This is a genomic window from Prochlorococcus marinus XMU1405, from assembly GCF_017696275.1.
Lineage (GTDB): Bacteria > Cyanobacteriota > Cyanobacteriia > PCC-6307 > Cyanobiaceae > Prochlorococcus_A > Prochlorococcus_A marinus_AB.
Genome location: NZ_JAAORF010000003.1, coordinates 327120 through 340021 on the forward strand (window position 1 = coordinate 327120; position 12902 = coordinate 340021).

18 protein-coding genes are annotated in these 12902 nt (G+C 27.8%); 12 read left to right on the forward strand and 6 right to left on the reverse strand.

Features of this window, described 5'->3' with window-relative positions; translation table 11 throughout:
- Nucleotides 1–44: 44 nt before the first annotated feature.
- Nucleotides 45–188: a hypothetical protein gene (locus tag HA148_RS07790; RefSeq protein WP_209131679.1), complete on the reverse strand. Its 144-nt coding sequence runs from the start codon at nucleotides 186–188 to the stop codon at nucleotides 45–47.
- A 1046-nt stretch (nucleotides 189–1234) separates the two neighbouring features.
- Nucleotides 1235–1711: a carbon storage regulator CsrA gene (locus tag HA148_RS07795; RefSeq protein ID WP_209131681.1), complete on the reverse strand. Its 477-nt coding sequence runs from the start codon at nucleotides 1709–1711 to the stop codon at nucleotides 1235–1237.
- Between the two features lie 196 nt (nucleotides 1712–1907).
- Between HA148_RS07795 and HA148_RS07800 the strand changes: the two genes are divergently transcribed.
- Entirely contained in the window at nucleotides 1908–2288 is a 381-nt protein-coding gene (locus HA148_RS07800; protein WP_209131684.1) for a DoxX family protein, read from the forward strand.
- 9 nt (nucleotides 2289–2297) lie between these two features.
- On the opposite strand, the gene HA148_RS07805 is transcribed toward HA148_RS07800, so the two are convergent.
- On the reverse strand, nucleotides 2298–2474 hold the full coding sequence (locus HA148_RS07805; protein WP_209131686.1) for a 3-phosphoshikimate 1-carboxyvinyltransferase: 177 nt from the start codon (nucleotides 2472–2474) through the stop codon (nucleotides 2298–2300).
- A gap of 1937 nt (nucleotides 2475–4411) precedes the next feature.
- Here HA148_RS07805 and HA148_RS07810 point away from each other — a divergent pair.
- The 9 genes from HA148_RS07810 to HA148_RS07845 all read left to right on the forward strand — a co-directional run bounded on the left by HA148_RS07810 (nucleotide 4412) and on the right by HA148_RS07845 (nucleotide 8214).
- A complete protein-coding gene (locus tag HA148_RS07810) occupies nucleotides 4412–4621 on the forward strand; it encodes a hypothetical protein (protein WP_209131688.1) in 210 nt (69 codons plus the stop codon).
- A 323-nt stretch (nucleotides 4622–4944) separates the two neighbouring features.
- Nucleotides 4945–5148 (forward strand): hypothetical protein, encoded by a 204-nt coding sequence (locus HA148_RS07815; RefSeq protein WP_209131690.1) that lies wholly within the window; start codon nucleotides 4945–4947, stop codon nucleotides 5146–5148.
- A gap of 76 nt (nucleotides 5149–5224) precedes the next feature.
- Complete coding sequence (locus tag HA148_RS07820) at nucleotides 5225–5380, forward strand: hypothetical protein (protein WP_209131692.1); 156 nt, start codon at nucleotides 5225–5227, stop codon at nucleotides 5378–5380.
- Between the two features lie 265 nt (nucleotides 5381–5645).
- Nucleotides 5646–5786 carry a hypothetical protein gene (locus HA148_RS07825; protein ID WP_209131694.1) on the forward strand — a complete coding sequence of 47 codons (141 nt, stop codon included), beginning with the start codon at nucleotides 5646–5648 and terminating at the stop codon, nucleotides 5784–5786.
- A 97-nt stretch (nucleotides 5787–5883) separates the two neighbouring features.
- Nucleotides 5884–6009: a hypothetical protein gene (locus tag HA148_RS09665; RefSeq protein ID WP_257008938.1), complete on the forward strand. Its 126-nt coding sequence runs from the start codon at nucleotides 5884–5886 to the stop codon at nucleotides 6007–6009.
- Between the two features lie 133 nt (nucleotides 6010–6142).
- On the forward strand, nucleotides 6143–6334 hold the full coding sequence (locus HA148_RS07830) for a hypothetical protein (protein ID WP_209132233.1): 192 nt from the start codon (nucleotides 6143–6145) through the stop codon (nucleotides 6332–6334).
- A 267-nt stretch (nucleotides 6335–6601) separates the two neighbouring features.
- Nucleotides 6602–6748 (forward strand): hypothetical protein, encoded by a 147-nt coding sequence (locus HA148_RS07835; protein WP_209131696.1) that lies wholly within the window; start codon nucleotides 6602–6604, stop codon nucleotides 6746–6748.
- A 79-nt stretch (nucleotides 6749–6827) separates the two neighbouring features.
- Nucleotides 6828–7346, forward strand: a complete 519-nt coding sequence (locus tag HA148_RS07840; protein ID WP_209131698.1) for a hemagglutinin — start codon at nucleotides 6828–6830, stop codon at nucleotides 7344–7346.
- A gap of 1 nt (nucleotide 7347) precedes the next feature.
- Nucleotides 7348–8214 carry an LOG family protein gene (locus tag HA148_RS07845; RefSeq protein ID WP_209131700.1) on the forward strand — a complete coding sequence of 289 codons (867 nt, stop codon included), beginning with the start codon at nucleotides 7348–7350 and terminating at the stop codon, nucleotides 8212–8214.
- Nucleotides 8215–8991: 777 nt separating this feature from the next.
- On the opposite strand, the gene HA148_RS07850 is transcribed toward HA148_RS07845, so the two are convergent.
- Complete coding sequence (locus HA148_RS07850) at nucleotides 8992–9156, reverse strand: hypothetical protein (protein ID WP_209131702.1); 165 nt, start codon at nucleotides 9154–9156, stop codon at nucleotides 8992–8994.
- Between the two features lie 300 nt (nucleotides 9157–9456).
- On the opposite strand from HA148_RS07850, the gene HA148_RS07855 reads away from it, so the two are divergent.
- Nucleotides 9457–9627, forward strand: a complete 171-nt coding sequence (locus HA148_RS07855; RefSeq protein WP_209131704.1) for a hypothetical protein — start codon at nucleotides 9457–9459, stop codon at nucleotides 9625–9627.
- Nucleotides 9628–9654: 27 nt separating this feature from the next.
- Here the strand turns inward: HA148_RS07855 and HA148_RS07860 are convergent, their stop codons facing one another.
- Nucleotides 9655–9963, reverse strand: a complete 309-nt coding sequence (locus tag HA148_RS07860) for a hypothetical protein (RefSeq protein WP_209131706.1) — start codon at nucleotides 9961–9963, stop codon at nucleotides 9655–9657.
- 313 nt (nucleotides 9964–10276) lie between these two features.
- On the opposite strand from HA148_RS07860, the gene HA148_RS07865 reads away from it, so the two are divergent.
- The gene (locus HA148_RS07865) at nucleotides 10277–10993 is read left to right on the forward strand and encodes a dienelactone hydrolase family protein (protein WP_209131708.1); all 717 of its coding nucleotides are present in this window, start codon (nucleotides 10277–10279) and stop codon (nucleotides 10991–10993) included.
- Nucleotides 10994–11463: 470 nt separating this feature from the next.
- Here HA148_RS07865 and HA148_RS07870 read toward each other — a convergent pair whose 3' ends face one another.
- Complete coding sequence (locus HA148_RS07870; protein ID WP_209131711.1) at nucleotides 11464–12732, reverse strand: porin; 1269 nt, start codon at nucleotides 12730–12732, stop codon at nucleotides 11464–11466.
- Nucleotides 12733–12902 lie beyond the last annotated feature (170 nt).

The window sequence follows — 12902 nt, forward strand, 5'->3', positions numbered from 1 at the left end:
TGTAAAATTTTTAGTCAAAAATTAATAAAAACCAGATAAATTATTTAACTAAACCAACCTTTCTTTTTAGTTTTAACTTCAGGAGATGTTTTAATTTTTGGTTTTTCATCTGTTCTTCCTTTAATTATCATGAGAGGAACTATTGCCCATAAAGTTAAAAATAAAATCCAAAATAGATAGATGTTCATTACATAAAATTATTATTGAATTTATACTAAAGTCTATTAGATAATATCTGTGAATTGCTTTTTAAATTTCCAATTTATATGTATGATATTTTATATATGTGATTAAAGCAGGATAAATTATTTAAGCAGTTTTATTAAAAACTATTATTGATATCTTCAAAATCGTAATTTTTTTAAATTAGAAAAATATTTAATAAATAAAAATAGTTTTTTTAAAATTTTCTTTAGCAAAGTTTTTAATTAATGAAAATATGTGATTTATTTCATAAACCAGATAAACTTCATTTCAGGGTTAAATCCATAATTCATACTGAGTGGATTTTTTGTTGCAAAGGATGTTGGAATATTATTTCTAGACAAAAGGGGTACTGCTATGGTGGCACACGAAAGTCAAAATAAAAATTTTTCCTGAAAACATATATGCAAAAAAACAATCAAACAAGAAGAAGGTTAGAAATCTATAAGACTACTTTAAATAAGAACTTGAAAATTAATGATGACTTAAAAACATGATTTATGAAATTTACCAACAATAATAATTTTCTTTTTTTATTTGATTTATCTTTTTAATATACTTTTTTGAAATAAAGTCTTGTCATATTTTGCTGAAACAAATTTTAAAGTCTATGACGAGTGGATTGATAATGATTTCAAAAAAACTAAACTTGACTTTAAAAATAAAAAAATAACAAATATGTCAAACATACATGAATTTTTTTTATGAACAATCGAATTACAAAGTTGGTGCTTCTGAAAATAACTTGCAAATAGGCATTGATGATAATAGGAAAGAAATATTTAATAATTATTATTTTAAAAAAAATTCTGCAAAATATTATTCATTGTCAAATAACAAATTTCTGTTCTTTAAAAATTTACCAAAAACAAACTTAAATTTAATATCAAAAAGAAAATAATTTATTCTTTATCAATTTTTGGATTTGTAATGATTTTGGGACTACCAATATTTTTTATTTCGCAATCTAAAAAAAATGAATCAACCTTAACAAATAAATTGATTTTTTTAGAAAAAAGATTTTAATTTTCTAAAAAAAATCATTAATTTCTTTTTTTATAGATTTATATTCTAAATTAATTCCTTTAATAAATTCATCTACTTCTTTTTTAGTATTCTTATATTCATTTATTTTTTGTTTGGTTTTCTCATAAAAAATTGATTCAAATTTTCCTGGACTTACATTCTCTATCCAATATCCTGCTAAACAATAAATTTTGTTTGGAACAAAAGTAATAATAAATAATTTTTTAGAATTTTTATATTGATCAATTATCTTATTAGCGAAAGTGCCTTTAGTTTTTTTAGTCCCAAATAGAGCAATATCTTTTGCTAAAGACCTAAAATTCTTAGACATATTTTTATTTTTTTCTACTGTATTTCTAGAAATTATTTTTTCTAAAGAATAACAATAATCCAAAAAATTAGTATTTTCTTTTTTTGAAGGATATATAGTTATGAGGGAACTTAAAATCAAAAAAGAAGTTAAAAGAAATTTTTTAAACATTTATTTTAATTAGATTTATTATTTCATAAATATATAAAGACAATTTATAAATTACTATTAATTACCTTAACAAGATTCACATTAATTAAAAAGATTTCTATTAATTTAGCTAAACCTCTTTGAGAAAAATTTAAAATTATTTTAGACTAATTAAGTATTTATAAAACGCATAAAATTTTTTTCATATAATAAAATTATGAAAAATTCTTTTTTGAAAAATAAAAGTATCAAATCTTTTCTAGATTTTTTTTCAAGAGTATCAATTTCAGCAATATTTATCTCAGCCATACCCAGCAAAATAAATGATTTTGAAAGAACAGTTGAATATATTTCTACAAAAGGCATTCCTGAACCAATTTCATCTATTCTTCTAGTAGGAGCAATTATATGCCTTATCTTGGGTTCTGGATTTTTTATATTTGGTGAAAAACAAAAAATCGGTTCAGTCTTTTTATTACTATTTCTTATTCCAACAACAATAATTTTTCATGTATTTCCTTTCCATCAAAGAGCAGTATTTATTAATCTCGGATTGATAGGTGGATTAATTATTTCTGCAATAAGGGAACCAAAATAAATAACTGAATTAAAGAAACCTAAATATTTTTTTTCCCTCTCTTAATTCAGGAAAGCAATTCGCAATATATATTAATTCATAAACCTCCTTGCTATCGTATTTTTTATTAGGAATTCCACTTCCCACCTCTATTCCTCTCTCTTTCATCTTCTTTAATATTAATTCTTGTCTTTGCATACTTGTCATTGACTTAAATATTTTAATGCGTTCTTTTTTTTCACTAGATCTTAATTTAGTTAAGCTTTATTGTTAAGGTTATATCAATTAGCGATTCATTAAATAAGTAAGAAAGCCAGTAAAAGTAAGTAATTTAAATCCAATAAAGAAAGGCAAATATTTTTTTACCTTTTTGCCAACGGGCAATAATTTGTTTAATGAATTGATCATCATTTACCTTAAAAATCTAATTCTTTAGAATATCTTAACGAATTTTTTTGAAAATCATTACATTTCGATTTGGGATAAATATTTATAGGATTAGCAAAGTTATTATCTCTTTTTATGGTGCTACTAGTTATGGGTAGTTCTTTTGTTGTTTTAATTTATTTTTTTAAAAAATAAATATCTCAAATAAAAAACCAGTAACTATTTCCTTTTTTGAAAACAATCGCTTCTTTTTAGCTAAGTAATTTGATTTTCAGGTAAAAACAAAAACTTTAGACAGACTAACTCCTATATCTAAAGCTAATAAAGCAATTAGTAATTTACTCATTTTTTAGAACTCTCAACTATTTTTTTGTAAAGTTCTTCAGAAATAGGCTGCATAAACTTATAAAAATCTGATTACAAATTAGTTATTTTAAAATTAATTTCTCGTTACTAAATATACGAATATATGAATTTTTAAATAGGTAAATAATATCTTCACAATAAGTTTTTCTTATAACGTATTAATAAATACTGAGTTCAAAACTTTAACGAATGTCCAAACTTTTAAAAAAGAAGTTAGAAATCTTATTTCAAGTAAATAGATCCTCTATAAGTGAGCTTAATTGTCTTTTCTTCTTGTTTTCTACAATATACGAATGATTTGCCATTGAAATACATGTTTACCATGATGCAGCTCCTGAACTTGCTCAAGTCCCCGTCCTATGGCTTGAGTCGTACTGCGGTCTATCAGATGGTAGATCGGACGATTTTGTAGTATTCACTACAATCTATTTATAAAGTATTTATACCTAGATGTCAACAATTAATAGAAATTAAACTTCAATTTAAAATTAGATTCTGCTCTCGCAAACAGCCTAAAAAGAATATAGAACATATAACTACGAGTAACTCCCATAAAAACTGAAACAAATGCAAGAACTACACAAATAGGGCAGTGTGGAAATCCCATTATTTATTTTCCAATATAAATTTTAATTCAGCCTCTGCATTATAAATATCAATTCTTCTCTTAAGTAGTTTAAAAAATTTAATTATTTTTTTCACAATTAAACCTTCTTTAGGCATCAATAATAATATTATTTTTAGAATGAATATATCAATGAGCAAAAATACTGAATCCATTGATATAACTAATGTTTGTAACATAATTATACAATAAACTACACCAACATTTGCTCAGATACTCTTGATCAATTAACCAATAAAGGCTTATTCAGAATTAAATATAATAATCGCTGATTTAGTTACCTTGCAGTGCAATTTTTCTTTTGCTAAAAAAATAGAGCGGGCTAAAGTCCAATACTCCACGAGGATTTAGTCCGCTACCTAAAGCCTGAGAGTGCAAATTTTTCTTAATTAATATGCAACTAAGCTTTATAAGATAAATATCTTGATTGTGCAATAAATTTATTTTGTATATTGCTATTACAAAAATTATGAGTTTATTTAAATTAGTTACTAAATCCTCGTGGAGAAAGCTTTAGTAAATTTCTTTTACTGGTTACTGATAAAATCAGCCGAATCTCATTATGGAGAATCATTTGTATCTGTGGAAGTTCCATCTAATTCAATCAAAAGTTTTTCTTGATTTTAGAAAGTTTTTAATACTTAAATTCATAGCTTTCTGAAAATTAAATAACTAATTTGATTTAAGTTGGTTAATTATCTCTATTGCAAATAAAGATAAGGTTGTTAATCTTGCAATTAAAGAAGAAACTTAATTTCTTAAACTGATGCAATTTGATCATTTTAATTTCAATGAAGATGATGGCCTCATGTCCATAGAAGATTTAAGGGCTTTACGTCTTCGAAACAAGAAAATTGAAAGTGACAAGAAAGCTAGAAAGTATATCCTGGATATAAATCAAAGATATAGAAAAATGAGTACCCGCAAAAGTAATAACTTTTTAAGGAATATGAACCCTTTTAAAAAGGCCGCATAAATTGTTAATCTTGATTTTGTTAATTTGTTTAACTTTGCAACTTTCAGAGTAATATTTTAATGGTGTTTCTTTGGAAGAGTTTCACCAAGAGGGGTCAATTTTTGGCCCCTTCTTTGCGGGGATATTTTTAAGTTGAAACTCGTTATAAAATTAAAGTAATACTTTCCTAGAAGGCGAAAGTGATGCAAATCTTTTGTTAAAAGTTTTTTACTACCACTTAATGAAAACTTTATATCTACAAATAAATCCTCTTAAAAAAACAAAAGTTTTAGCTTATGGACCATTTCCCATAATTTATTGAATTTTTTCATTCGCGATTTTTGATGGCTTCACCTACAAGTTGGGAATTCTACAAAGAAGTTGACACTAAAACTCTATGGGTCAATATTTGTACCCAAAATTTAGAGGGAGTAGCTATTTCGATCAATAAATGGTGGAAGACAAGATTTCCAGCATACAAAATCAGAATAGTTTCGAAAAAAGAATTTGAGCTAATAAAAATGCAAGCTGAGAAAAAAGAGCAATAAAATTATTATTTGGTAAATATTGATGCTGAATATTTAATTTTTGCAGCTAATATAAAATCAATAAATTAAGGAACAAATGAATTCTGCATTTGCAAAAGTCTCAAATTTGAAAGTTAAAAAGGCTTCTAAAATAGCTATTACTCTCGCATCATCAACTTTCTTTTTATATGCCTTGGGTCAAGCACCAATTTTTAAAAATATTCTTGCAGGTGCCTTCTCTTGCTCTGGCTAAATAAGATACTGTTTTTTTAGAGAAGCTTAAAAGCTCAAATAGACTGTGATTGACAGTCGATCTAAACTTAGAGGGATAAACCCCTCTTTTTTAATGATTAATAGATTTATTTATGAAAAGATAATAACTCTTCTTATTTCTCTTTTCAGCTGATGAATATTTCCCCGCACCTATTAATTGATGCTGTGATATTAAGCGCTGCCCTTACCATAACTTTGGTATTAAGAGCAAAAGGTAATGCTGCCAGAAAAGAAAAAGAAAATAAATGATTACTAAAGAAGAAGAAAAAGAATTTAAAAAACCTAAATTATATAGATTTTGGAACTTTCTTTTTTATGGAAGTTCCATTGCTATTGGAGTATTCTTAGTTTATTTATATTCTGCTTATGTCTTTATAAATAAATGACGTATATGTACGGCATAGCGATTACTTATGGGGTTTTGAGTCTTTTATTGCTTGGTGGTTTTGCATACTTTACTTTTAAAATGAAACGCTAATTTTTATGTCCTCTTCAATGAAAGATTTCTTAGATAAATTTTTTGATTTATGTAGAGAATATCAACAAGAAATTCCACCTCAAAAGATGGCTGAGATTTTAAGAGAATATGCAGATAGATTAGATGAATAATAGATAATGGCAGTCCTGAAAAAGTATTAAGAGAATATAATCTCTGAGTAAAATTTATACAAATTTTTTTAAATTTAGAATCAATTTTTTGAAGATTTTTTCCTTGGAATTATTCATAATTTGAGATTTTTTTTTGATCCTTAATCCGTACAATTTTGTTCCTCTTACCGCACACATACAACTTGAAATTTACTATTCAAATGAATTAGAACATAGTTGTAGTAAAGGGGTAAGTCTTATGGCACTAAATCACATATTTACTATCCAAGAAATTAATTTGGATACAAAAGACCTTTCATTTGATAATAAGCTCAAAAAAATTTAAGCTTACTGGAATAACGGATGTTCAGAACATCCAAGTAACAACCATTGCAAGATTTTTTGTGATTAAAACTTAACTTTTAGGTATTCTTACGCTTGATTTTTACTTAATACCCGTACTAAAGAATAATCAGATAGAAAGGAGGCCAAGCAAATGACTAATTTAGGTATAGAGATTTTATTTTGGACAATTTTAATTTCTTATCTGGGATTAAGGTTTTCTCAAACTTGGAATGGATTCAAAAAACAGTATTAATTAGGAGGATAGAAAATGAAACTACAAACTCAGTTCACGGTTCCAAACAAAGAATTAAAAGATCTTGATTATGTTAAGAAAGTAGATTTTTTAGAAGAAACTTTAAAAAAAGAATGTATAGATTATCCAAATCAAGAAGATTGCCTAGTTTGTTGCAATTAAAAATCAAAAAATAGCTGTTTTTTAAAAGTAAATAAATTATTTTTAATATTTAAAAATTTTCTAAAAGGGAGTTAGCACTATGGAATTAAGATTCTTCCCAATAAATATTTTTAGAGAGACTCCAAAAGTCACATTCTTCGATGCAGGCATAGATAGTTCTAATGGTTCTGATGTTGTGATCCATTCCGGGGAAGCTATATCTCCTCCAGATGATTTAAAAGATGAGCAATATTACGTTCACAATCATCAAATTGATCACAATTTAGTTATCACTGGAGAAAGGACATTTGTTTTAATAAATCCTTCCTGGGATGAACCTCATCATGTGATTTATTTAAATAGATCCATGGGAGCATTAGAAATTCCTATAGGAACTTTTCACAGATCTATCTCAGGGAAAGAAGGTAGTATTGTTTTAAACCAACCCAAAAGAGATAAATTTTTTGATCCTGCTAAAGAATTTATCCCTCAAAAATTAGACAAAATTAATTTAATTAAGGCAAGAAAAAGTCCGCCTGTTTATTGGATTTACGAAAATAACAAAATCAAAAGATTCTATTTGAATCCTTTAGAAAGAAAAGTTAAAACTCTTTTTTGAAATGAAAAAACATATATCCCCTAGTAATAATTTAAAAAACCTGAATTTAATTATTAATTCTGATACTTATAAATTGGCCCAAGATGATATTGGTCTACTACGCCGAAATGAAATGCGTGGAGTTAGGATGCTTCTTGAAATTACTAAACCAGATTTAATCCTTGAAGAAAATAAAATTCTTTCAACCATAATTATTTTTGGAGGTGCAACCATTACAGAAGAATCAATTACAAAAAAGAGAATTAAAAATATAGAAGAGTTAATTAAAAAAAATCATAAATCGATACTTCTAAAACGAAATTTAAATAGATTAGAAAATTTGCTTCTAATGAGTCATTACTATCAATCCGCAAGAGAGTTTTCTAAACTTGCTTCAATGAGTAATCAAAATAAAAACTGTAATTCTCACGTGATTGTTACAGGTGGGGGGCCTGGGATTATGGAAGCTGCTAATAGAGGTGCATTTGAAGCAAATTGTAAATCTATAGGGTTAAATATCAGTCTTCCTAATGAGCAAATCCCTAATTCTTTTATAACGCCAGGTCTTTGCTTTAAGTTTAATTATTTTGCATTAAGAAAGATCCATTTTGTCATGCGATCAGTGGCTGCTGTATTTTTCCCAGGAGGTTTTGGAACGCTAGATGAATTATTTGAACTATTGACACTTTGTCAAACAGGAATGAAAACTAAAATCCCAATCATACTTTTTGGTAGAGAGTATTGGAATAAGATAATTAACTTTGAATATTTAGCTGATCTTGGATTAATTGAAGATGAACATTTAAATCTTTTCCAATATGCAGACACTGCATCAGAAGCATGGAAAATTATCAAGAAAGCCAGCCTCGAAAATTACAAGCTGATTTAATAAGAAATGTAAAAGAGGATTGATTAATAAGTATTTGAAATTTTGTCTTTCATGCTTTCAATTTTATTAATTAATTCATCTAACCATTCTGTATTATTTTGCTCTTGTCTTTTATGACTTTGACTTTTTTGAGTACTCATAAATTTTTTACTTTTATAATTTTTTATTTAATATATCTTCAGAAATTACAGGAATCAATAAGCAATATTACTAAATCGATTGACCAGACAAGCTTTAGTAGCATTTCATACAAACCTAACTATCAGAAATAAACTAAGAAAATCTAAATCTCTTTAGTTAGGTATTTTCTACGATGTTTTTATTTGAAATTCTGATTTGAATTAGGAAAGGGTTATAGATGTTCCTATGGAAAAATCATTTCTGAATTTTATTTATTGGATCTTAGTTAAGTCAGCTGAAAGTTACTACGGAGATTCATTAAAAACAGAAGTACCATATACACCTTATTTTTAGTTTTGGTGGACCCTAACTTTTAATATTAGATTTCTATTTTAAGAGTTATTAGTTTGAAATTAATTTTTCAAAAAACACAATATGGGTTACTTTTAGATTCACTACAAAATAATCTCTTACGTTGAATTTCTTTTACTGATTGTGAATAAATTTTAGAAGTAAGGATGGCTCCAAAATTAACTAAAACTACATTTAGAAGCAGTAGCTCAATTGCGAGGTTGGTCATAAGATTACCCTCCTAAAATTTATATAAAAACACTACAACGTTAAAATAGGTATTGAATAGAGTTTAAATTCCTATTTTTAGCCATCGAGATTCTTTAGTACTGGATTAGGTTCACAATTTTCGACGCATTCTTCTAAAGACTTTTCAGAATTACTCTTAATTTCGCAACTACGAAGACAATCATAGAAGGCATACTTGGGATCTAATTCATTTTTGAATTGTTTATTTCTAAAAGTATTCATGATCAAACTCCCTTTGATTTTTTTTCAAGTTGATTAATTAATTTATCCAACCAAAGAGTGTTATTTATCTTTTTTGTGTTTTTAAAGTATTTCATTTTGTAAGTACTCATGAAGTAAAACCTCCAATCAGTGGAACTAATTTAAAGGTGATGATTCAAATTTACTAGAGCAAAAATACTGATTATGAATTAAGTGAAATATTTTAAAAACGATTAATTTATAGTTTGTATTTTAGGTATTAAAACTCTTGATTCTTGTATATAACTAATACTAAAAAACTTCTAAAAAAGAGGGTTAATTATGACTTACGGAAATCTAATTAAAAATAAAATTCAATATGCATTTGGTGGTTTGTTTGACACGTTATCGATTGAGAGAAAACTAACTGATGCTCAAATGGAATGTATGCAATTCGGAATTTGTGATTATGCTCCAAGACAAGTTGAGGAAGTTCCCTTTTTTCATTATTAATTTGAATTTATTTTAAACGAAGCGCAATTAGCTCCTCCTCACCCAATCAGGAGATCCACTAAACCAATCAGCAAGATCATCATTTTTGGGATCGAAATGATTTTCAGTTTCTAAACCATCAAGGCCAAGATTCTGGATAAGTCCATTTATTCCATCTGATTTTTGCTTACCATATCTCCTCAAGCTATTAGCTTTCTTAAGCCATGTCCATATAGTTGAATTATGTTTTGAAAGCTTTTCAATATAAATTCTTTCTTCCAATGAGACTGGTTTATCTTGTGAAATTCTCTTAACGATATTCTGAATTTTTAAACGAGTATTGTTTGTTAAAAACATTTTAAGAAAAGAAGTTAATGTTTTATAGAAGTTTTTTTTATATATGTCTTGTCAATCTTTATTTCAAGAAAAAGTATGTTTTAGGAGGTTTTCAAGGACAAAAATAAGCATTTAGAGACAGGTATATTTAATTGGTAATAACGACTACTTAAGTCGATTTATATAACTTATACATCAACCACTCTCTTATAAGTTTCTCTACCTAATTTAAGATTTAATTTAGAAAAAAAATAAGGAAAATTACATATTTAATTGATTTATACTTAAAAAAATAAACCCTCTTTTTTCAGGCAAAAATTTAAATTTAAAACAAATGAAAGGGAAGTGGATAAACATTTATAGTTCCGATTTACCTCTTAGATCTTGGTGGGTAGATTCAATTAATGAATGTGAATATATATCTATAGTTTTACCAGAGGTATTTGGGATAAATAATTGGATAAGGAATTTTTCTAAAAAATTAGCAAAAAAAAATATATCTGCACTAGCCTTACCCCTTTACGGTAGAACAGCTCCAAAAATGGATCTGTCATACAGTGAAGATGACTTAAAATTAGGAAGACATCATAAAAATTTAACTACTTCAAAAAATATTATTCAAGATGTTTCTGCTGCTATAAATTGGGTTAAAGAAAAATATCCAAGAAAGAAGATCTCAATAATTGGATTTTGTTTTGGGGGCCATGCAGCACTTATTGCTTCTTCATTAGAAGGAATAGAAACTTCATTTTGTTTTTATGGAGCAGGAGTTACAACACCAAGATCAGATACTAATTTTGCACCATTAGATTTACTTGAAAAAGTTTCTGGAAAATTAAATTTTATTTGTGGTTCTTCAGATAAATTAATTCCCTTAAAAGATAGATTAGAAATCAAAAAAAAATTTAGGAAAGTAGATCCATTAGAAGAGAGATTTATTTATGTTGAAGTTAAAGGAGCTGATCATGGCTTTATGTGCGAAGAGAGAGAATCCTTCAATCAAGATGCATCATCAATTGGTTGGAATCTATTGATGAAAGAATTTAGTTAACAAAAATCTTATGGTTGCTATCCTGATTGGCAGATGGTATTAAATTACTAATGAAGGAATTACAGGAGAATTCTATCTATCAAATAAAAATCTTCCTAGGTATTTAACCTAAACAGATCTATTAAATACTAAAGATTTACTGATACTTATTAATTTTCTCGTATCTAATAAAGGAACTCAGTAGCAATAATCAAAAAACCTACCCTAACATAGACTTTGATGGACAATAAATTCATATCCAAAGAAGTTATCCAAACTTTATTCAAACCATATATATTCGCCGAGATTCCATGATGCAACAGGAACCTAGCTACTGGCCAATGAAAAGTACATCTGACTAGCTATTAATGGGATATTAAGGAATCGTAATTTTTTATAAAATTCACTCAAACTTTTGACGAAATTTAGAGCAAAAAAAAGTTGCTCTTACACTTGAGTAGGGGCTGCTTTTTGGGAACGCGGATAAAATTTTAGAATTTAAAGGTTGCGCCTGCACCAAAAGCTGTTCTATCAATAAAAGTAGTTTCGGTATTATCACCCATTGCGAAGGAAATACCTCCCGTGATTTCCATAGAATCATTTAGATCGTATGAATAATAAATTTCTGCAAATTCTCCAAGTGAATCTGCAAGAGCTGTATTACCAACTGTTCTATAAAAGTCAGAAGACTTAATAGCTGCCGATAAAACACCTTCACCAAGTTCATGATCAATACCAAAGTGAGCTTCGTTAATTTCCTCAACTATACTTCCAGGTACTTCTCCTGATAAAACTCCCATCGATACACTTAATGTTGTTTTACCTTCATTAAAGTTCCAATAACCTCCAATACTTGTAGAACTTGCTGCTATCTCGGCAAACCCAAGGGAAGCACAAGTTTCATAGTCTGCGATAGGCGCACAAACATCATTGAGAACGTTATAAATAAAACCAAGTCCATAATTTTCTCCGTCATATCCAGCTGATAAGGTAAAAGTATCACCTCCTTCTTTGGTAAGTAAACCATCTGAATTACCTGCACTCATACCAATAACACTTGCGGAGGTATTAAATCCATTATCAAAAGTACGTGCAATAGCTACACCAGAACCAGTTATCCCAGGAGCGTAATAGAAATCAGCAGCAGTTATCCCACCATTTGATCCAGCCATGAAAAACTTATCAGAATATTTGGAGAGAGTTGTTGGCATTAAATCATCACTATCTAATTTCGGTCCAACTGCCACCTCATAACTTCCTAGAGGAAATTGATAGTACATTGAAGTAACATTTAAAATATCAGCACCTCCACCTGAACTATCTAAATTAAAATCTATAGTTGGTAATCCTCCATTGCCTGTCTCAATACCGATATACAAATTATCATCTCCTGTAAAGGTAGTATTAAGGTCAAGGTCATAAGAATAAGTTGCTGTAACTGCTTCACTTATAACCGAACCATCAACAGCACCAACTTGAAAAGAAGCAGCTCCACTCATAGTTGTTGTTTCTGAGAAAGCGCCAGCTTCATATTCATTTTGTTGAGCCTCAAGACCATCAGCACTACCCTTAAGGTTTGCAAAATCTTTACTAACTTCTTTAATGAATGTTTCACTATCAAGCCTTGAAGATTTTTTTGCTTGACTGCGCACGTAATTATTTATTTCTTCAATGTTGACTATATCTGAAGATTGAACAGCGATCGGAGAAAGGAATCCTAATACCACAGGAGCGATTATTATTTTTTGAAAAAGTTTCACAAAAATAGCCTCACACTATATCTAAATTTTCTACTTACTTTAATTATAATTTACAAGAAGTCCAGCTAAAATAACCAAATTTTTAACCGTCATATATAAATTTATATCCATAAAATTTCAACAGAAATTCCTTAGGTCATAATTTAACTCTTTAGAACGAACGCATATAC